We start from the raw sequence: 20625 nt of genomic DNA, 5'->3' as shown, positions 1-20625 counted from the left end.
GGCCATGCCCATCACCCGCCGACAACTCCTGCTCCGTTCTTCCGCTCTGCCGCTGGCCAGCCTGGGCTTGGCGGGTTGCGCCACCGTCGACAAACCCAGCGTGCAGGCGCGGCTGCAGGGCCGTTCCATCACCGTCATCAGCACCGTGGGCACCACGCTGCGCTTGTCCTGGCGCGGCACCACGCCGTTCAACAACGAATTCGGCGAGGCCTTCGTGCCCGGCTGGGGCCTCAAGGAACAGCTGGAGAACAGCACGGTGGAACTGCTCAAGGCCTCGGGGCGCTTCTCCAGCGTGCAGCGCGTCACCATCACCTCGACCCGCCGCGAAGAAGCGCTCAAGGAGCTGAAGGAACTCAAGACCCCCACCGACCACGTGCTGCTGCTCTCGGCCGCACCCTCGGGCGACAGCCTCTGGGGCACCCGGGAGGGGTTCAACGGTCTGGGCATTGCCCAGCGCAGCATTGTGCGGGTGAACACCGAATCCGCCGCGCACGTCTCGTTGCGCGCCGACCTGCTGGTGCCCAGCACCTTCGGCGCGGTGCTCGGTGAGGCCACGGTGAACACCGCCCAGCGAGTGCCCGCACCGGCCCTGCTGACCGGCCCGCGGCTCAATGAAGACGTGGCGGCTGCGGCGCGCGAATCGCTGAAAGTGCAGGTGGACGCGGCGCTGCAGAGCCTGGTGAGCCAGCTGGGGCTGGGCAAGGCGGTGGTGCCTGCGCCGGCACCCGCTGCGGCGCCAACGGCTTCGCCGCTCGCACCACCCGCTCCGGCTCCGGCGGCGCCGACGGTACAGCCCGCCAGGCCGTCGGCAAGCGCCCATCCGGTGGCGCCGACGACGGTGGAGGGGCGGGGGATTCCAGGGCCGTCGGCGGATGGGGCGCCAGCGGGACGCTGACGCTGCGCGGAATCCATGTCCTAGAGTTCAGATGTGGGTGATCAACCTATTTGGTTGAGCTGCAGTTTCCGGGAAGAGCCATGTCCAGTTCCACCACATCGGTCATGCCTTGCCTTTCCTGAACCTGCACAAGCCCCGCTCCGCCAACAAATGCGCCCATCTTGATGAACTGCTTGATGAAGTAGTTCTTGCCTGACTCAAAAAGGAGTTCCAGGCTGTTTGGAGAAAACTCGGATTCCGTGTCGATTCGGTGGGTTTTACCGCCCTCAACCTCGGTGTAGAAGAAAACGTCTGGCGCGCTTTCTCCGATGCATTTGTCGTCCACCCAGATGTCTTTTTTGAGTGCCCGGCCCATGTAGCTGTTTCTGTAGATGTAGAGGCCAGCATTCCCAGGGCTGGGCGGATTGAACTCCTTGGCCTTCGCCGATTGTTCCTTGGATGCCATGTTCACGGATGCGCATCCGGACATGAGCAGGGCGGCGGCGATGACAGCGATAGATGTAATCTTCATTGAATTTTTGTTGCGATGGCTTGTGAATAGGGAAGGTGCACGCCCATTCGATTGGTTGCGCGCGTGCAGTGTATTCGGTCAAAAAACTGGAATCGGTTGCTTCCGATCGAGGGGGAGGGAAAGTCGACCGCGCTGAATTGCGATTCGCTTTGAAAAGACTCTGAAGGTCGGCAGCCGGTGGTGCCGGGGCTCTCAGTTCAATGCGGCCAACCCCGCCCGCAACGTCTCCACCCGCTCCCGGTTCACCCCGAAGTCCTTGCGCCCCACGCGCGAGGCCGAGCGCACCTGCACCACCTGCTGGACCGGGTCGACCCAGAGTTCGAGGTCGTCGACGAATTTCATCCAGCGCGTGGTGCACTGGGCGTAGAGGTAGCCGTCGCCTCCGTCCTCAACGATCGTCACGCCCGGCATGTCCTGCAGCAGCTGCCGGAGGCGGGCGAGGGTGGCGGGGCCGTCGCCTTGGAGCGGCAGCGGCGCAATCTCGGCGTAGGCGCGCATGGGGTGGTCGGGGTAGAGGCCGGCCTGGCTGCTGACGCTGTTTTCAGTGGCAGAGGGTGGTTTGAGCCGGCCGTCTTTCACACCGAGGTCGTCAGGCATGCGACCGCCGAGCAGCCCGAGCTGCCCGGCCAGCACAAGAGTGGTGGCCGCTACCAGCAAGGCGCACAAGGTCCATTTGAGCAGTGCCATCAGGGTCTCCGGGTGAGGCGTCGCCTATTGTGGCGCGTGGCTATTGGACGTGATGTCAGAGCGCACAGGCTCGCCTTTCGGTGGCCAAAGCGGTGACCGATCCACGGTGTTGCGCAGGATCCCCCGCGCCGGGGGGTGTGCGTAGCCCCGGGGTGTCAACCTCGTCGGCTGATGATCTGAACGGGAGCCCTCAGCTGAACCCATTCGGCGGCAGCGGGGGCGGGCCGGGTTTGACAGGCTTCCTGGCATCGCCCTATAGTCGAGCCATGGCGTTGTTGTCGCACTCCATTCCAATGACATTCGCACCCTGTGTGGCGTCGAAGCGGGGTGGTGCAGCGCTGTTCCACCCGGAACGGCCCAGAGTCTGCTTGACGGCCGCAGACTCCTAAGCCCGGCGATACGCGTTACTCGCAGCGCATCATCCCTATCGCCGGGCTCATCTGAAGCGAGACAGTGGTCGACCGCATGCGGTCCGGCACATCCAGATCTCGCGCTTTCCCTCTTCGCGTCGTAGACGTGCTTTCTCAGCACGTTGTGTTCTTGCACGTGACGACGCTTGCTCGCCCCTCCGTGGTTCCTTGATGCCCGTTCCTTGACGTTCGGTGCTGAACCATCTTTGTCAAATAGGAGTTTTATGAATGTTCACCACCACAGTCTTTGGCCGCCGCCCGACAACGCCAACTGCCACAGCAGGGTGCTCGCAGGCGCTGTCGAGATGAACACACCTTTCATTGCCCTTTGCCCCGAGATCACGCGCTCCAACGCGCTGACGCTGACGGACTGGCTGGAGGATGAGGCGGTCACTCGCTACTTGAGCGATTCGCGCAACGTCTCCCGAATGATCGAGCAGGTTCTCGGTCGGGTTCAGTTGCCCATCCTGACCCATTTGTTCAACCAGGGCGGGCGGTTCTTCATGGCCTGCGACCAGCACGACGTGCCGGTGGGCTTTGTGCGTCTGGTCAAGACGGGGTCGAACTGCGAGATGGTCCTGGTCATTGGGAACCGCGACAACTGGGGGCGCAAGCTTGGCGCGAGCGCGATCCGAGAAGGCATGAAGCTCGCCTTCTTCGAGATGCGGGCCGAGAGGCTCATCGCCAATATCCACCCGGACAACGTCAGATCATTGAACGCTTTCCTGCGAAGTGGCTTCGTGCTGCACAGCGAAACGCCAACGATCAAGTCGCTGGTCATGGAATCGGCGCGCTATCTCAGGCTGTTGCGGGAAAGTCCTGCGGTTCATGTCGCCGACATTCACATCACCGAGGTCGACAAGGCCCGTCTCAGGAGCTTGGTCGACCTCGAGCCAGGGTCGGAGATTTTCGAGCTGGAGCACGAAATCGAGCGCGCCGTCGTCGTCGATCCCAGGGAGGTGGCGGAGGACGTTGTCACGATGAACTCAAGGGCCTTGCTGAAGGTGGATGACGAAGAGCGGGAGGTTGTGCTGGTATACCCGGAAGATGCAGACGATCACGCAGGGAAGCTGTCGGTGTTCTCCGGTATCGGCACCGCGATCCTGGGCTACAAGGAAGGCGATGCCTTCAATTGGCGGATGCCGAACCGGACTTGCCACATCCGCATTGGCAAGGTGCTGTATCAGCCGGAGGCTGCGGGCCACTACCACCTGTAGGTCGGCACGGAGTGCATTCGCTGCGGATCGCGTCTGAGCCGCTGTGGCGCCTGCCACGGTCGTGCTTCACCGCATGGCCCTCCACTCGCCCGGTGCCATCCCGGTCCAGGTTTTGAACGCGCGGATGAAGCTCTTTTCGTTCAGGAAGCCGGTCGCCGCGGCAATCTGCTTGATGGGGCGATTCGTGCGCTGCAGCAGCGCCATCGCGCGCTCGCGCCGCACCTCGTCTTTCAGGGCCTGCAGCGTGGCGCCTTCTTCCTTCAGTTGCCGGTGCAGGGTGCGCGCCGAGGTGTGGAGCAGGGCGGCCAGGTCGTCGGCGTTGTGGGCGTCCTGGGGCTGGTTCAGCAGCACCTGCCGCACGCGCTGCACCAGCAGGCGGTCGCGCCGGTAGGGGCGCACCTGGATCGGCAGCGCGCGCTGCAGCATCTGGTTCATCGCGGCCTCGTCGCGCTTGATGGGCAGGGCCAGGTAGCGGGCATCGAAGCGGATCGCCGTGTCTTCCGCGTCGAAGCGCGTGGGGCCGTCGAACAACACGCGGTAGGCCTGGGCGTGTGGCGGTGCGGCGAAGGGGAAGCAGGCGCCCAGCAGCGGGATGCGCGAGTCCACGAACCAGCAGGCCAGGCCGTGGATGTTGCGCAGCACCGAGACGAAGCAGAACTCGCGCAGCGAACCGTCGCCGCCGGGCGGGCGGTGTTCGCCGAGCACGATGCGGGCCTCGTCGCCCTCGGTCTGGACGGCGAGCGTGATGTCGCGCGTGAGCAGGCCGTGGTGGCGGCACCAGCGCTTGAGCGCCACGCCCAGCGTTGGGGCCGACAGCGAGGCGCGGGCGAGCATGCCGTAGCTGCCCCAGGGCAGGGGGCGCGCGAACCAGCCCAGACCTTCGTCGTCGAGCTCCTGCATGGCGGCGGCCGAGAGCCACTCCATCTGCAGGGCGGTGATGCGGGCGCCGGGCCGGTCCAGATCGGCTGGCGCGATTTGTGCGGCGGCGAGCGCGGCGTCGGGTGCCAGCTGCCGCAGCGCATAGGCGCGTGCAATCGCCTGCACAAAGGCCATCGGGGTGGCCGCGACGACAGTGTTACGGGCGTGGGCGTTCGGGCGCGGGACGGGCATTGCCGGGAGTCTGCCACGTATGGCGCGATTTGTAACCTGTTTGCCCGCCCCGAAACCGGGGCAGGCCGCTATGCTGGTGACCGGATTTCGCCTGTACGCCAGAGGAGACAAACCCCATGGACCTGACGCTGAGCCACGCCGCGGGCCGCACCGATGTGCCCCTGATCGAACAGACCATCGGCGCCTTCTTCGACGCCATGGCCGCGCGCCACCCGCAGCGCGAGGCGCTGGTGAGCGTGCACCAGGGCCGGCGCTACACCTACGCCGCGCTGGCGGCCGAGGTGGACCGGCTGGCCAGTGCGCTGCTGGGGCTGGGACTGGAGCCGGGTGACCGCATCGGCATCTGGTCGCACAACAACGTCGAATGGGTGCTGATGCAGCTGGCGACCGCCAAGGTCGGCCTGGTGCTGGTGAACATCAACCCCGCCTACCGCACGGCCGAGCTGGAATACGCGCTCAACAAGGTGGGCTGCAAGGCGCTGGTGTCGATGGCGACGTTCAAGACCAGCGACTACCTGGGCATGCTGCGCGAGCTGGCGCCCGAAGTGGCCACCTGCGCGCCCGGCGCGCTGCAATCGGCGCGCCTGCCGGCGCTGCGCACGGTGGCCTGGATCGACGTGGCGGGCGAGGGCACCGAGCAGCCGGGTATGCAACGCTTCTCCGCGCTGCTGGCCAGCGGCCAGGTGGGCGACCCGCGCGTGGCGCAGGCCGCCGCGGGCCTGACAGCGAACGACCCGATCAACATCCAGTTCACCAGCGGCACCACGGGCTTTCCCAAGGGCGCCACGCTGACCCACCGCAACATCCTGAACAACGGTTTCTTCATCGGCGAGTGCATGAAGCTCACGCCGGACGACCGCCTGTGCATCCCCGTGCCGCTGTACCACTGCTTCGGCATGGTGCTGGGCAACCTGGCCTGCTTCACGCACGGCAGCACCATCGTCTACCCTAGCGACGCCTTCGACCCGCTGGCCGTGCTGCAGACGGTGCAGGCCGAAAAGTGCACCGGCCTGCACGGCGTGCCCACCATGTTCATCGCCGAGCTGGACCACCCGCGCTTCAAGGAGTTCGACCTGCACACCCTGCGCACCGGCATCATGGCCGGCTCGCCCTGCCCGGTGGAAGTGATGAAGCGGGTGCAGGCCGACATGCACATGGGCGAGGTGACGATTGCCTACGGCATGACCGAGACCAGCCCGGTGAGCTGCCAGAGCAGCACCGACACCCCGCTGGACAAGCGTGTGTCCACCGTGGGCCTGGTGCAGCCGCACCTGGAAGTGAAGATCGTCAACCCCGAAACCGGTGCTACCGTGCCACGCGGCGAGCGCGGCGAGTTCTGCACCAAGGGCTATTCGGTGATGCACGGCTACTGGGGCGACCCGGCCAAGACGCAGGAAGCCATCGACGCCGACGGCTGGATGCACACCGGCGACCTCGCCACCATGGACAGCGAGGGCTACGTCAACATCGTCGGTCGCATCAAGGACATGGTGATCCGCGTTGGCGAAAACATCTACCCGCGCGAGATCGAAGAATTCCTCTACCGCATGCCGCAGGTGCAGGACGTGCAGGTGGTCGGCGTGCCCGACCAGAAGTACGGCGAAGAGTTGTGCGCCTGGGTCATCGTCAAGCCCGGCCAGAGCCTGGACGAGGACGCCGTGCGCGCCTTCTGCAAGGGCCAGATCGCGCACTACAAGGTGCCCCGCTACATCCGCTTCGTTGACGCCTTCCCGATGACGGTGACCGGCAAGATCCAGAAGTTCAAGATCCGCGACGCCATGAAGGACCAGCTGGGGCTGGCCGAAGCCAAGACCGCCTGAACCAGAGCACACCATGCCCGCACTCGACACCAAACTCAACGCCCGCTCCGCCGACTTCCAGGCCAACGCCGCCGCCATGCGCGCGGTGGTCGACGACCTGAAGGCGCAGATCCAGAAGGCCACGCTCGGCGGTGGCGAGGCCGCCCGCGCCAAACACACCGCACGCGGCAAGCTGCTGCCACGCGACCGGGTGCAGATGCTGCTGGACCCGGGCACGCCGTTTCTGGAGCTCAGCCCGCTGGCCGCGATGGGCATGTACCCGGACCGCGACGGCAGCGACAGCGCGCCCTGCGCGGGTGTCATCGCCGGTATCGGCCGCGTGAGTGGCGTGGACTGCATGATCGTCTGCAACGACGCGACGGTGAAGGGCGGCACCTACTACCCGCTGACCGTCAAGAAGCACCTGCGGGCGCAAGAGGTGGCGCAGCAGAACCGCCTGCCCTGCATCTACCTGGTGGACTCGGGCGGCGCCAACCTGCCGAACCAGGACGAGGTCTTCCCCGACCGCGACCACTTCGGCCGCATCTTCTTCAACCAGGCCAACATGAGCGCGCAGGGCATCGCGCAGATCGCGGTGGTCATGGGCTCGTGCACGGCGGGCGGCGCCTATGTGCCGGCCATGAGCGACGAGACCATCATCGTCAAGAACCAGGGCACCATCTTCCTGGGCGGCCCGCCGCTGGTGAAGGCCGCCACCGGCGAGGTGGTGAGCGCCGAAGACCTGGGCGGTGGTGACGTGCACACGCGCCTCTCGGGCGTGGCCGACCACCTGGCGCAGAACGACCTGCACGCCATCGCGCTGGCGCGCCAGGCGGTGAAGAACCTCAACGCCCGCAAGGTCCCGCCCATCACCACCATCGACCCGGTCGCACCGCTGTACCCGGCAGAGGAGCTGTACGGCGTGATCCCGACCGACACCCGCAAACCGTTCGATGTGCGCGAGATCATCGCCCGCATCGTCGACGGTTCCGAGTTCGACGAATTCAAGGCGCGCTTCGGCACCACGCTGGTCTGCGGGTTTGCGCGCATCGAAGGCATGCCGGTCGGCATCATCGCCAACAACGGCATCCTGTTTTCCGAGTCGGCGCTCAAGGGCGCGCACTTCATCGAGCTGTGCTGCCAGCGCAAGACCCCGCTGGTCTTCCTGCAGAACATCACCGGCTTCATGGTCGGCCGCAAGTACGAGAACGAAGGCATCGCCCGCAACGGCGCCAAGATGGTGACGGCCGTGGCCACCGCTGCGGTGCCCAAGTTCACCGTCATCATCGGCGGCAGCTTCGGTGCCGGCAACTACGGCATGTGCGGCCGCGCCTACAGCCCGCGCTTCCTGTGGATGTGGCCGAACGCGCGCATCTCGGTCATGGGCGGCGAGCAGGCCGCGAGCGTGCTGGCCACCGTCAAGCGCGATGGCATCGAAGGCAAGGGCGGCAGCTGGAGCGCCGAGGAAGAGGCCGCGTTCAAGGCCCCCATCAAGGAACAGTACGAGGTGCAGGGCCACCCCTACTACGCCACCGCGCGCCTGTGGGACGACGGCGTGATCGACCCGGCCGACACGCGCCGCGTGCTGGCGCTGGGCCTCTCCGCCTCGCTGAACGCGCCGATTCCGGACACCAAGTTCGGCCTGTTCCGCATGTGAGGCCGGCATGGACGCCTGCGCCCACTTCCTGCAGCTCGCCCGCTACAACGTGTGGGCCACACGCCGCCTGCTCGACGCGGTGGCGAATGTGTCCGACGCCGACTACCGCAAGGACGTGGGCCTGTTCTTCAAGAGCATCCACGGCACGCTGAACCACCTGCTGGTGGGCGAGCACATGCTGTGGTATCCGCGTTTTGCCCGGGGCGTCTCGCCCAAGGTGGAGCTGAACGCCGAGGTCGAGCCCGACCGCGACCGGCTGGGCCAGGCGCTCAAGGGCGGCGCGGCCAACTGGCTGCCTCTGATCGAGGACTGGCCCGCCGAGCGCTTCGACGGGGCCCTGAACTACACCAACATGCGCGGCCAGGTGATGAGCCTGCCCTTTGCGCCTACGCTGGCCCACGTGTTCAACCACGGCACGCACCACCGCGGCCAGATCACAGCGGCGCTGACCGCGCTGGGTCACGCCAGCCCGGAGCTGGACCTGGTGTACCTGCTGCAAGAGGAAGCCTCGAAATGACGACCCCCACGACCATGGCCCTGACCGTCAAGGTGCAGGACCGCACCGCCCGCATCACGCTCACCCGCCCCGAAGTGCGCAATGCCTTCAACGACGAAGTGATCCAGCAGCTCAAGGCCGCGTTTGAAAGCGTGGGTGCGCGCGACGACGTGCGCGCCGTGGTGCTGGCGGCCGAGGGCCCGGCCTTCTGCGCCGGCGCCGACCTGAACTGGATGCGCCGCATGGCCGACTACACGCGCGACGAGAACATCGCCGACGCCGGCCAGCTCGCCGCCATGCTCAAGGCCATCTACGAGTGCCCCAAGCCGACCATCGCCGCCGTGCAGGGCGACGTGTTCGCCGGTGGCATGGGCCTGGTCGCGGCCTGCGACATGGCGGTCAGCGTGCGCACCGCGACCTACTGCCTGTCCGAGGTGAAGCTGGGCCTGATCCCGGCCACCATCAGCCCCTATGTGATCCGAGCCATGGGCGCGCGCGCCGCGCACCGCTACTTCCTCACCGCCGAGCGTTTCTCCGCCGAGGAGGCGCACCGCATCGGCTTCGTGCACGAACTCGTGGACGCCGACGAAGGTGGCGATGCGCTCGCCACCAAGGTGGCCGAGCTGAGCGCGGCGCTGGTGGGCGCCAGCCCGGCCGCCGTGCGCGCCTGCAAGCGGCTGGTGCAAGACGTGGCCGAACGAAGCATCGACGGCGCGCTGATCGCCGCGACGGTGGAAGGCATCGCCGACATCCGCGCGAGTGACGAAGGCCGCGAAGGTGTGGCGTCTTTTCTGCAGAAGCGCAAACCCGCCTGGCTGGCGGGGTAATCTGGTCCTTTCCCTTCAGGAGGACACGGCATGGACGCGATCTGGAACAGCTTCGTGGAATGGCTCAGGGGCTTCGGCGCCCAGGCCGGACAGCAGGCGGCCGAGGCCGGCGCGCAGATCGGCGGCCAGGTCGCCGAGGGTGTGGGCGCGGCCGCCAGCCAGCTGGACATGACCAGCCTGCTCGCGCTCGCTGCCGCACTGGGCTGGGCCAGCGGTTTCCGCCTCTACGCGGTGGTCTTCCTCGTCGGTTCCATGGGGCTGGTGGGCTGGCTGCCGCTGCCCGAGGGTCTGCAGGTGCTGCAGCACCCGGCGGTGCTCGCGGCCAGCGGCGCGCTGCTGTTCGTCGAGTTTTTTGCCGACAAGATCCCGGGCCTGGACTCGCTCTGGGACATCGTCAACAGCGTGGTCCGTGTGCCGGCCGGCGCCGCGCTGGCCGCCGGCGTGTTCGGCGCCGACAACGCCACCATGGCCGTGGTGGCCGCGCTGCTGGGCGGCACGTTGGCCGCCAGCAGCCAGGCGGCCAAGACCAGCACGCGCGCGGCCATCAACACCTCGCCCGAGCCCTTCTCCAACGTCGCCATGAGCCTAGTCGAGGACGGCCTGGTGATCGGTGCCGTCTGGCTCGCGACCAGCCACCCGGTGGTCTTCGGCATCCTGCTGCTGATCGCGCTGGTGCTGATGTGGATCGTCACCTGGATGCTGTTCAAGTTCCTGCGTGCGGCGTTCCGCCGTCTGCGCAACCTGTTCTCCCCCGACTCCGCTCCCGCATAGGAAAAGCCGCATGTTCTCCAAGATCCTGATCGCCAACCGCGGCGAAATCGCCTGCCGTGTCGCCGCCACCGCCCGCCGCCTGGGCGTGCGCACCGTGGCCGTGTACTCCGACGCCGATGCGAACGCCAAGCACGTGGCCGCCTGCGACGAGTCGGTGCACATCGGCGGCAGCGCGCCCAAGCAGAGCTACCTGCAGTGGGAACGCATCATCGACGCCGCCCGGGCCACGGGCGCGCAGGCCATCCACCCCGGCTACGGCTTCCTGAGCGAGAACGAGGCCTTTGCCGACGCCTGCGCGAAAGCGGGTCTGGTCTTCATCGGCCCGCCCTCGTCGGCGATCCAGGCCATGGGCCTGAAGGCCGAGTCCAAGCGCCTGATGGAGCAGGCCGGCGTGCCGCTGGTGCCGGGCTACCACGGCGAAGACCAGGACCCGGCGCTGCTGCAGCGCGAGGCCGACCGCATCGGCTACCCGGTGCTGATCAAGGCCAGCGCGGGCGGCGGCGGCAAGGGCATGCGCGCGGTCGAGAAGGCCGAGGACTTTGCGGCGGCGCTGGCCTCCTGCAAGCGCGAGGCCATCAACAGCTTCGGCAGCGACGCGGTGCTGGTCGAGAAATACGTGCAGCGCCCGCGCCACATCGAGATCCAGGTCTTCGGCGACACGCACGGCGACTGCGTCTACCTGTTCGAGCGCGACTGCTCGGTGCAGCGGCGCCACCAGAAGGTGCTGGAAGAGGCGCCCGCGCCGGGCATGACGCCCGCGCTGCGCCAGCAGATGGGCGAGGCCGCGGTGGCAGCGGCCAAGGCGGTGAACTACGTGGGCGCCGGTACGGTGGAGTTCATCGTCGAGCAGCCCGGCGGTTACGAGCACCCCGAGCAGATGCGCTTCTATTTCATGGAGATGAACACGCGCCTGCAGGTGGAGCACCCGGTGACCGAAGCCATCACCGGCCTCGATCTGGTCGAGTGGCAGCTGCGCGTCGCGGCTGGCGAGAAGCTGCCGCTGCAGCAGGAACAGCTCAGGATCCAGGGTCACGCCATCGAGGCGCGCATCTGCGCCGAGAACCCGGACAACAACTTCCTGCCCGCCACCGGCCGCCTGGACGTGTACCGCAAGCCGGCGCACGTGGCGTTTGAGCGCGGCGCCATCCGTTTCGACGATGGCGTGCGCGAGGGCGATGTGATCAGCCCGTTCTACGACTCCATGGTCGCCAAGCTGATCGTGCATGGCGCCACGCGCGCCGAGGCGCTGGCCAGGCTGGACGCGGCGCTGGCGCAGACCCGCATCGTGGGCCTGGCGACCAATGTGCAGTTCCTGCGCCACGTGGTGCGCAGCGGCGCCTTCTCGTCCGCCAGGCTCGATACGGCCCTGATCCCGCGCGAAGCCGAGGCGCTGTTCAACCAGGACCCGGTGGGCCGCACGCTGGCCGTGGCCGCGGCCGTGGCCCAGACCCTGGTGCACGAGAAGGCCGGCGAGGGCGCCGACCCGTTCTCGCGCACCGATGGCTGGCGCCCCTTCGGCCTGACCCAGCGCCGCTTCGACTTCGAATACCAGGGCGACGCGCTGACGGCGCAGCTGACCTACGGGCACGGTGGTGCGCTGCAGCTGGCGGTGGGCGATGCCGACGCCGTGCTCAACTTCCAGGCCCAGCCGGCCGACAGCGGCACCGTGGTGGATCTGCAGTACAACGGCCAGCGCCAGACGGTGCAGTGCTGGCAGCTTGGCGAGAGCGTGCACCTGTTCTGCGACCGCGGCGCCACCGTCATCACCGAGCTGGACGCGCTGGCGCATGCGGGAGAGACGGCGGCCGAAGGCGGGCGCCTGACCGCGCCCATGCCGGGCAAGGTGGTGAGCTTTGCCGTCAAGGCCGGCGACACCGTCCGCAAGGGCCAGCCCCTGGCGGTGATGGAAGCCATGAAGATGGAGCACACCATCGCCGCGCCGGCCGACGGCACGGTGGCCGAGCTGCTGTTCGCACCCGGTGACCAGGTGGCCGAGGGCGCGGAACTGTTGAAGCTGGCGGTCGCCACCGCGTGAACCCAAGGGTAAGAATGGGTGCCCCCACGCTCGGCACTGCGTGTCCGACGCTGCCCCTCAAGGGGGCGCTCGTCGCCTTGGGGCGGCCCGGCGGCTCCGGGCCCGCTAAGCTCGGCGCATGAACATCACCTTCTGCTGCACCGACACCAAGGCCGAGCCCTGGCTGGAGGGCCTGCGCGCGGCGCTGCCCGGCGCCACCGTCACCGTCTGGCAAGCCGGCGCGCCCCAGGCCGACCACGCCGTGGTCTGGGCGCCGCCCCAACAGTTTCTGGACGAACAGCCCGCGCTCAAGGGCCTGTTCAACATCGGTGCCGGCGTCGATGCGCTGCTGAAGCTGCGTCTGCCGCCAGGTGTGAAGGTCGTGCGTCTGGATGATGCGGGCATGTCGGTGCAGATGGCCGAGTACGTGTGCCACGCCGTGATCCGCCACTTCCGCGAGTTCGACGGCTACGAGGCCGACGTGAAGGCCGGTCAGTGGTCGTACCGCAAACCGCGCGAGCGCAAGGACTTCCCGGTCGGCGTGATGGGGCTGGGCGTGCTCGGTGAGCGCGTGGCGAAGGCGCTGCGGGTGTTCGAGTTTCCGGTCTTCGGCTGGAGCCGCAGCCCCAAGGCCATCGAGGGTGTGGTGACCCACAGCGGCGAGGTCGGCTTGGACACCTTCCTCGGCAACAGCCGGGTGCTGGTGAACCTGCTGCCGCTCACGCCGGACACACGCGACATCCTCAACCGCAAGTCGCTGGGCCGGCTCAAGCCGGGCGGCTACCTGATCAACGTGGCGCGCGGCGCCCACCTGGTGGAAGACGACCTGCTGGCCCTGCTGGACAGCGGCCACATGGCCGGCGCCACGCTGGACGTGTTCCGCACCGAGCCGCTGCCCGCCGGCCACCCCTTCTGGCAGCACCCGAAAATCACCGTCACACCCCACACGTCGGCGCGCACGCTGCGCGACGAGAGCATTGCCCAGATCGCCGGCAAGATCCGCGCGCTCGAAGCCGGCCAGCCGGTGGCCGGTGTCGTGGACCCGGTCCGCGGCTATTGAAGAAGAGACACACCATGAACATCTCATCGAAAGTCCGCCTCATCGACGTCGGCCCGCGCGACGGCCTGCAGAACGAGAAGCAGCCGGTGCCGGCGGCGGTCAAGATCGAGCTCGTGCACCGCCTGCAGGCTGCGGGCCTGAAGGAGATCGAGGTCACCAGTTACGTCAGTCCGAAGTGGGTGCCGCAGATGGCCGACAACCACGAGGTCATGGCGGGCATGACGCGCCAGGGCGGCGTGCGCTACTCGGTGCTCACGCCCAACCTCAAGGGCTACGAGGCAGCGGTGCTCGACAAGCCCGACGAGATCGTCGTCTTCGGCGCCGCCAGCGAGGCCTTCAGCCAGAAGAACATCAACTGCTCCATCGCCGAGAGCATCGAACGCTTTGCGCCCGTGGTCGCGGCGGCCAAGGCGGCCGGCATCGCGGTGCGCGGTGCGATGAGCTGCACCGTGGGGTGCCCCTACGAGGGCGACATCGCGCCCGAGCGCGTGGCCTACCTAGCCGGGCTGATGAAGGGCATCGGCGTCGAGCGTGTGGACGTGGCGGACACCATCGGCGTGGGCACGCCGCGCAAGGTGCAGGCCGCCATCGGGGCGACGCTGCAGCACTTCGGCATCGACCACATCAGCGGCCATTTCCACGACACCTATGGCCAGGCGCTGTCCAACACGCTGGCCGCGCTGGAACTGGGCGTCTGGAACTTCCAGTCGTCCGTGGCGGGGCTGGGCGGCTGCCCCTACGCCAAGGGCGCCACCGGCAACGTGGCCACCGAAGACGTGGTCTACCTGCTGCACGGCATGGGCATCGAGACGGGCATCGACATCGACGCGCTGGTCGACGCCGGCCAGTTCATCAGCGATCACCTGGGCCGCCCGAGCGGCTCGCGCGTGGCGCGGGCGCTGCTGGCCAAGAGGGCAGGGTGATCGCCATGGAGTTCAGCGTCTGGCTGGCGTTCTTCGCGGCGTCCTGGGTGATCGCCATTTCGCCGGGTTCCGGCGCGGTGCTGTCGATGAGCCATGGCCTGGCCTATGGCGTGCGCCAGACCAGCGCGACGATCGCCGGCCTGCAGCTGGGACTGGCGGTGATCCTGCTGATCGCCGGGGTGGGAGTGGGCGCGCTGCTGCTGGCCTCGGCGGCCGCGTTCACCGTGGTCAAGTTGGTGGGCGCGGCCTACCTGATCTACCTAGGCGTGAAGCAGTGGCGCGCGCCGGTCGCGCAGCAGGCCCCCGCCGCCGGCGAGGCGCTGGTGAAGCACGCCGGCCTGCCGTCGGTGCGCGAGCGGGTGCTGACCGGCTTCATGACCAATGTGACCAACCCCAAGGGCATCGTGTTCATGGTGGCGGTGCTGCCGCAGTTCATCGACCCGCAGCGGCCGCTGTGGCTGCAGCTGCTGATCCTGCTGGCCACCTCGGTGGGTGTGGACCTGATCGTGATGCACGGCTACGCTTTCCTGGCCTCGCGCGCGCAGCGCTGGCTGGCCACGGCGAAGGCGCGGCGCGCGCAGAACCGCGTGTTCGGCGGCGTGCTGATGGCCATGGGGGCGAGCCTGCTGCTGGTGCGCAAGGGCGGCTGAGCCCGCTACCATCGCGGGCCATGAACCTCTCTGCTTCCGTACCCCTTCCACCCGGCGTGCTGCGCGTGACCGAGGTGCTGGCCGCACTGGGCCATCCGCACGCGCCGGTGATGCTCGACGACGCGGCGCGCACCGCGCAGCAGGCCGCCGATGTGCTGGGAGTGGCCCTGGGCCAGATCGCCAAGAGCATCATCTTCCGCCGCAAGTCCGACGACGCGGCCGTGCTGGTCATCACCTCGGGCGACCTGCGCGTCGACGAAAAGAAGGTCCAGGCCATCGTCTGCGCCGAGGGCGGCAAGCTCGGCCGTGCCGATGCCGATTTCGTCAAGGCCAAGACCGGTTTTTCCATCGGCGGTGTCTCGCCGCTGGCGCACGCCGAGCCGCCGGTCACGCTGATCGACAGACAGCTGTTCCGCTTCGACGTGATCTGGGCCGCGGCCGGCCACCCGCACGGCGTGTTCCGCCTGACCCCCGACGACCTGACACGGTTGACCGGCGCGCCGGTGCACGACGTGACCGCGCCCCCTTCCTCCTGAACCTTTCAAGATGTTCAAGACACTCTTCGGCCGCCGCGAGGCATCACCGCCGCCGCGCCCCAAACCCCTGATCAACCTGGAAGACGCGCGTGCGCGCCACCTCGACCCCGAGGTGCCCTCGCCCTGCATCTCGGTCTGCCAGATGAACCCGACCACCGGTCTGTGCAGCGGCTGCTACCGCACGGTGGACGAAATCGCCGGCTGGGGCCAGGCCGGCGAGGCCCAGCGGCTGGCGATCTGGGAGCGCATCGAAGCGCGCCAGGTGCCGCGCACCATCACCTGAAGGCATCTGCCGCCATGTCCGCCACCCTGCACGAGATCGACTTTTTCTACGACCCGATCTCGCCTTACGCCCACCTGGCCTTCGAACGGTTGCCCCTGGCCCTCGAAGGCCTGAGCGTGCTGGTGCACTACCGGCCGGTGCTGTTCGCGGCGCTGCTCAAGGCGCATGGGCAGCTCGGCCCGGCCGAGATCCCGGCCAAGCGCGACTGGACCTACCGCCAGGTGCTCTGGCTGGCGCAGCAGCACGGCGTGCGCCTGGACCTGCCGGCGATGCACCCCTTCAACCCGCTGCCGCTGCTGCGTCTGGGGCTGTGCGCCTCCACCGACGACGCGCCCGGCCAGACCAACCGGTATGTGACCGAGCAGTTGTTCCACCACGTCTGGCACGGCGGCGCAGACCCGCTCGACCCCGTGCGTCTGCAGGCCCTGCAATCGCAGCTGCAGGACCACATGCGGCAGCGCGACAAACCCTGGAACGAACCCGACAGCGAGGTGGTGAAGCAGCGGCTGCGCGACAACACCGGGCAGGCGCTGGCGCTGGGCCTGTTCGGTGTGCCGTCCATGGTCGCGGGTGGGCGGGTGTTCTGGGGGCTGGACGCGCTGCCGATGCTGCGCGAAAGCCTGGACGGCGCGGCGTGGTTCCAGTGCGGCGACTGGGAGGCGGCGCACCGTCTGCCCGTGGGCGTGCAGCGCAAGGCCTGAAGCGGCCTCATTGATCTCGCGCAGAGCCGCTGGCTCAGGATGCCACTAATATGACTGTGTCCTGGGCCTGTCCCGGCGCCCGGGCGCTCTGAGAAATGCGCTCACCCACAAGGAGATACGACATGTTCAAGAAAATCCTCGTCCCCACCGACGGTTCCGCGCTGGCCCTGCGTGCGGCCTCCACCGCGGTGCAGCTGGCCAAGGCGCACGGCGCCCAGGTGATCGGCGTCTACGTCATCGACCCGTTCCCCTACATCGGCATCGGGGACGCGTCGGCCGCCGGCCTGCAGGCCTACCTGGCCGAATCGCGCAGCGTGGCCGGGCAGGCGCTGGATGAGCTGGGCAAGGTCTTCGCGGCCGAAGGCGTGCCGTTTGCCGGCGACACCATCGAGCGCAACGTGGTCTACGAAGGGGTGATCGAAACGGCGCAGGCCGAAGGCTGCGACCTGATCGTGATGGCCTCGCACGGCCGCCAGGGCGTCAAGGCGCTGGTGCTGGGCAGCGTGGCGCAGAAGGTGCTCACGCACACCCGCCTGCCAGTGCTGATCGTCAAGGACTGAGCGCCCGGCGGGCACCTTTCTCAACCAGGCGGCGGGCCTGGTGTGCGTGCACCCGACGGGGTTGTCACGTTCTGTAAGTTGTTTGTGGCATGTAACAGCGGCCGAATCCGGTCCTTCGCGGTCCGGGTTCGGCCGCCTACATTGGCGGCCCATGAACGCCACAGCGCCCCCTATCGCACTGCCCGGCCCCTCGCGCCGGCGCCTCCTCTGGCTTCGGCTGCCGCTGGTGGTTGTGGTGGCGGCGCTCGCGGCCTGCGGCGGCGGTGAAACTGCAGGCGGTACCGATCAGGCCTCGGCCCGGAAGACGGCGGCGTCGGAGTCTGGGGGTTCCACAGGGACCAGCTGGCCCAGCCTGAGTTCGGTCTTCGACGATGAACCTGTGCCGGAGGCCGGCGAGGGCGGAGCGCCCAAGGCCCTTGTGATGACACAGGCCGATGCGGTGCGGCTGGCCAACCAGGCGACCTTCGGGCCCACCGAGTCGCTGGTGACGCAGATCCGCGAGTGGGGGGCCTCGCGCTGGGTCGCCGACCAGATGAGCCTGCAGCGCCAGGCCTTCAAGCCCAGTCCCAATGGGCCGCGCGTACCCGTCATCGTGCCATTGCCCCGGTCCCGCTACACCAGCGGCGGCACCAACGCCGTGCACAAGCACACCAGCCAGGGCGCCGACTTCTGCGACAACCGGGGCGACCAGTGCTGGCGCGACTGGTATTCGTCCACACCCCTGGTCTGGGACTTCTACCGCAATGCGGTGACCGGTCAGGACCAGTTGCGCCAGCGCGTCGGGCTGGCGTTGCAGCAGATGCTGGTGGTGTCCAACTACGAGGTCAGCGGCACCTATGGTCTGCGCAACTACCACAACATGCTGCTGGACCACGCATTCGGCAACTACCGCGACCTGCTGCGCAAGGTCATCCTGTCGCCGGTCATGGGCGACTACCTCGACCATGTCAACAACGACAAGGACGCGCCCAACGAGAATTTCGCCCGCGAGCTGCTGCAGCTGTTCTCGCTGGGCACCTGCCTGCTCAACCCGGACGGCTCGCTGCAGGGCGGCAGCTGCACGCCCACCTACGACAACGAGCGTGTGCGCGCCTACGCCCATGCGCTCACCGGCTGGACCTACCCCCCCGGGGGCGCCACGCCGTGGGGCTGCTGGCCCCGGGGCGCCAACTGCCAGTTCTACGACGGGGACATGGTGTCGGTGGCGTCGTTCCACAACACCGCGGCGCGCTCGCTGCTGTCCGGGGTGAGCCTGCCTTCGGGCAACACTGCGCCGGCGGCGCTGGAGGCGGTGCTCGACAGCATCATGGCCCACCAGAACGTGGCGCCGTTCGTGAGCCGGCACCTGATCCAGCAGCTGGTGACGAGCAACCCGAGCCCTGCGTACGTGCAGCGCGTGGCGGGCGCATTCAACACCGGCCGGTACGGCAGGTTGGGCTCCGGCCGCAAAGGCGATCTCGCCGCCACCGTGGCCGCGGTGCTGCTGGATGCCGAGGCCCGCAGCACGACGGTGGCCAGCTCGGCCGGTCGGCTGCGCGAGCCCATTCAGCTGTTCACCGGCGTGCTGCGCGCCCTCAACGGCCGGACCGATGGCGAGGCGCTGGGCTGGTGGTGGGGCGAAGAGATGCGCCAGCACGTCTTCCGTCCGCCGTCGGTGTTCAACTTCTATTCGCCCGACTACCCGGTGGCCGGCACCGCGCTGGTGGGGCCGGCCTTCGGCATCCACAACGCCAACACCGCGCTCAACCGCATCAACTACCTCAACTACCTGATTTTCTGGAACGGCTCCGGTGCCAGCTCGACTGTGCCCGGAGCGGTGGGCACCCGGGTCGATCTCAGCGGGTTCGCGGCGGATGCGACCGATGCCGGTCGGCTGGTGGACCGCATCTCCTTGCTGGCGCTGGGTGAGCTGCTGCCCGCCACGTCGCGCACGGCGGTGATTTCTGCGGTCAACCAGTTCGGGGCCGGAACCGCCAGCGAGCGGACCAACCGGGTGCGCCAGGCGGCCTTCCTGGTGTTCGCCTCGCCCCAGTACCACCTGGTCCGCTGAAGGGATGTGACCGACATGAACCGACAACATGCATCGCAGTGGGCGCCGATGGACCGGCGGCAGTGGCTTCGCTGGGGCGGCGCGTCCCTGGCGGGCGCACTCGGGGTGGGCAGCCTGTCGGCCCTGCTGCAGAACCCGGTGAAGGCCCAGGCCGACGGCTACAAGGCCCTGGTGTGCGTCTTCCTGTACGGCGGCAACGACGGGCAGAACACGGTGGTGCCGACCGACACCACGCGCTACAACCAGTACGCCACGGTGCGCGGCGCCCTCGCCCTGCCGCGCAACAGCCTGGTGCCGATGGCGGGCACAGACGTGGGCCTGCACCCGTCCATGGCCGCGCTGGCGCCGGTGTGCAGCGCGCGCAAGATCGCCGCCGTGGCCAACGTCGGTCCGCTCTTCGGGCCGCTGACCAAGACCGAGTTCCGCAGCCTGCCGGGCACCTCGCCGCTGATTCCGGACAACCTGTTCTCGCACTCGGACCAGCAGATCGAGTGGGAGGCGTCCAGCGCCCGTTCACTCGAACGCACCGGCTGGGGCGGTCGCGCCACCGACACCCTGGGCACCACCAATCCCGTGATCTCCGTGGGCGGCAACGGCCACTTCGGGCTGTCCGCGCTCGGCACGCCCCTGGTGCTGCCGGGGCCGGGCGACACCTTCGGGGTGGAAGGCCTGGAGGGCCCATGGGCACCTACGGTCGCGCGCAAGACCGCGCTGGAGGCGCTGTACCAGCCGGGCAACCTGGGCAGTTCCAATGTGCTGCTGGACGCCTACGCGCAGCAGCAGCGCACGGCGTTCGAGGTGTCGTCCCGGCTGGGCGCCATCGTCGGGGTGGAGCCCAACCCGGCGGCGCCGACCCTGATCGACACGGCCTTCGCGCCGCTGACCAATGCACAGGGGGCGATCGGCACCGACCTCGGCCGCCAGCTCTACCAGATTGCCAAGCTGGTGGCCGGGCGTGCCACCGTGCAGGGCGACCGCCAGATCTTCTTTGCCCAGCAGGGCGGCTACGACACGCACAACGAGCAGATCGCAGCGGACAGCCTGAGCGGCGTGCACGCCCGCCTGCTGCAGGGCCTGGCCGACGCGATGGCCTGCTTCTACAACGCGATGGCGGCCATCGGTATGGGCAACAACGTGACCCTGTTCACCCAGAGTGACTTCGGCCGCACCTTCGTGCCCAACAGCAGCTCCGGCACCGACCACGCCTGGGGCAACCACCATCTGGTGATGGGCGGTGCGGTGCAGGGTGGGGCGGTTTATGGCAGCTATCCCGAGCTGGTGGCCGGTGGCCCCAACGACGTCGGCGTCTCCTCCTGGGAGCTGCACGGGCGGTGGATTCCCACCACCTCGGTCGACCAGTACGCCGCGACCCTGCTGCGCTGGTTCGGTGCCTCGGACCCCCAGCTCAACACCATCCTGCCGAACCTCACCAATTTCAGCACCAGGAATCTCGGGTTCCTGGGCTGAG

At 68.2% G+C, this 20625-nt stretch carries 20 protein-coding genes; 17 read left to right on the top strand and 3 right to left on the bottom strand.

Translation table 11 applies throughout. The features are described from left to right. The first annotated feature begins 4 nt into the window (after positions 1-4). Complete coding sequence (locus HPS01S_RS22010; protein WP_066155303.1) at positions 5-895, top strand: hypothetical protein; 891 nt, start codon at positions 5-7, stop codon at positions 893-895. 46 nt (positions 896-941) lie between these two features. Here the strand turns inward: HPS01S_RS22010 and HPS01S_RS10800 are convergent, their stop codons facing one another. Beyond that, entirely contained in the window at positions 942-1406 is a 465-nt protein-coding gene (locus tag HPS01S_RS10800; protein ID WP_066155301.1) for a DUF2846 domain-containing protein, read from the bottom strand. A gap of 192 nt (positions 1407-1598) precedes the next feature. Beyond that, positions 1599-2093, bottom strand: coding sequence for a DUF1499 domain-containing protein (locus HPS01S_RS10795; RefSeq protein ID WP_066155299.1), 495 nt, complete (start codon positions 2091-2093; stop codon positions 1599-1601). 715 nt (positions 2094-2808) lie between these two features. Between HPS01S_RS10795 and HPS01S_RS10790 the strand changes: the two genes are divergently transcribed. Continuing rightward, positions 2809-3720, top strand: coding sequence for a bifunctional GNAT family N-acetyltransferase/nucleoside diphosphate kinase regulator (locus tag HPS01S_RS10790; protein ID WP_066155443.1), 912 nt, complete (start codon positions 2809-2811; stop codon positions 3718-3720). A gap of 66 nt (positions 3721-3786) precedes the next feature. Here HPS01S_RS10790 and HPS01S_RS10785 read toward each other — a convergent pair whose 3' ends face one another. After that, positions 3787-4830, bottom strand: a complete 1044-nt coding sequence (locus tag HPS01S_RS10785; protein ID WP_066155296.1) for an AraC family transcriptional regulator — start codon at positions 4828-4830, stop codon at positions 3787-3789. Positions 4831-4946: 116 nt separating this feature from the next. On the opposite strand from HPS01S_RS10785, the gene HPS01S_RS10780 reads away from it, so the two are divergent. From HPS01S_RS10780 to HPS01S_RS10710, 15 genes are all read left to right on the top strand, one after another. Then, complete coding sequence (locus HPS01S_RS10780; RefSeq protein WP_066155294.1) at positions 4947-6650, top strand: AMP-binding protein; 1704 nt, start codon at positions 4947-4949, stop codon at positions 6648-6650. Positions 6651-6663: 13 nt separating this feature from the next. Then, a complete protein-coding gene (locus tag HPS01S_RS10775) occupies positions 6664-8286 on the top strand; it encodes a carboxyl transferase domain-containing protein (RefSeq protein WP_066155291.1) in 1623 nt (540 codons plus the stop codon). Positions 8287-8293: 7 nt separating this feature from the next. After that, positions 8294-8803, top strand: a complete 510-nt coding sequence (locus HPS01S_RS10770) for a DinB family protein (RefSeq protein ID WP_066155288.1) — start codon at positions 8294-8296, stop codon at positions 8801-8803. Continuing rightward, complete coding sequence (locus tag HPS01S_RS10765) at positions 8800-9609, top strand: enoyl-CoA hydratase/isomerase family protein (RefSeq protein ID WP_255284197.1); 810 nt, start codon at positions 8800-8802, stop codon at positions 9607-9609. Before HPS01S_RS10770 ends, HPS01S_RS10765 begins: the two co-directional genes overlap by 4 nt. A 30-nt stretch (positions 9610-9639) precedes the next feature. Then, a complete protein-coding gene (locus HPS01S_RS10760) occupies positions 9640-10380 on the top strand; it encodes a DUF4126 domain-containing protein (protein WP_066155285.1) in 741 nt (246 codons plus the stop codon). A gap of 10 nt (positions 10381-10390) precedes the next feature. Beyond that, positions 10391-12415: an acetyl/propionyl/methylcrotonyl-CoA carboxylase subunit alpha gene (locus HPS01S_RS10755; RefSeq protein ID WP_066155282.1), complete on the top strand. Its 2025-nt coding sequence runs from the start codon at positions 10391-10393 to the stop codon at positions 12413-12415. A gap of 118 nt (positions 12416-12533) precedes the next feature. After that, the gene (locus HPS01S_RS10750; protein WP_066155277.1) at positions 12534-13454 is read left to right on the top strand and encodes a 2-hydroxyacid dehydrogenase; all 921 of its coding nucleotides are present in this window, start codon (positions 12534-12536) and stop codon (positions 13452-13454) included. Positions 13455-13468: 14 nt separating this feature from the next. After that, positions 13469-14377, top strand: a complete 909-nt coding sequence (locus HPS01S_RS10745; RefSeq protein WP_066155274.1) for a hydroxymethylglutaryl-CoA lyase — start codon at positions 13469-13471, stop codon at positions 14375-14377. A gap of 5 nt (positions 14378-14382) precedes the next feature. Continuing rightward, the gene (locus HPS01S_RS10740) at positions 14383-15027 is read left to right on the top strand and encodes a LysE family transporter (protein ID WP_066155438.1); all 645 of its coding nucleotides are present in this window, start codon (positions 14383-14385) and stop codon (positions 15025-15027) included. 20 nt (positions 15028-15047) lie between these two features. Continuing rightward, complete coding sequence (locus tag HPS01S_RS10735; RefSeq protein ID WP_066155270.1) at positions 15048-15563, top strand: YbaK/EbsC family protein; 516 nt, start codon at positions 15048-15050, stop codon at positions 15561-15563. Positions 15564-15573: 10 nt separating this feature from the next. Then, a complete protein-coding gene (locus HPS01S_RS22415) occupies positions 15574-15846 on the top strand; it encodes a DUF1289 domain-containing protein (RefSeq protein WP_084397264.1) in 273 nt (90 codons plus the stop codon). Between the two features lie 14 nt (positions 15847-15860). Then, positions 15861-16547 (top strand): 2-hydroxychromene-2-carboxylate isomerase, encoded by a 687-nt coding sequence (locus HPS01S_RS10725; RefSeq protein ID WP_066155261.1) that lies wholly within the window; start codon positions 15861-15863, stop codon positions 16545-16547. A gap of 122 nt (positions 16548-16669) precedes the next feature. Next, entirely contained in the window at positions 16670-17107 is a 438-nt protein-coding gene (locus HPS01S_RS10720) for a universal stress protein (protein WP_066155259.1), read from the top strand. Between the two features lie 151 nt (positions 17108-17258). Beyond that, the gene (locus HPS01S_RS10715; RefSeq protein WP_066155251.1) at positions 17259-19157 is read left to right on the top strand and encodes a DUF1800 domain-containing protein; all 1899 of its coding nucleotides are present in this window, start codon (positions 17259-17261) and stop codon (positions 19155-19157) included. Between the two features lie 15 nt (positions 19158-19172). Next, positions 19173-20624, top strand: coding sequence for a DUF1501 domain-containing protein (locus HPS01S_RS10710; RefSeq protein ID WP_066155248.1), 1452 nt, complete (start codon positions 19173-19175; stop codon positions 20622-20624). Position 20625: the final 1 nt, after the last annotated feature.

It is taken from the genome of Hydrogenophaga pseudoflava NBRC 102511, assembly GCF_001592285.1.
Taxonomy (GTDB): domain Bacteria; phylum Pseudomonadota; class Gammaproteobacteria; order Burkholderiales; family Burkholderiaceae_C; genus Hydrogenophaga; species Hydrogenophaga pseudoflava.
This window is presented reverse-complemented; position numbering and strand designations above follow the sequence as displayed.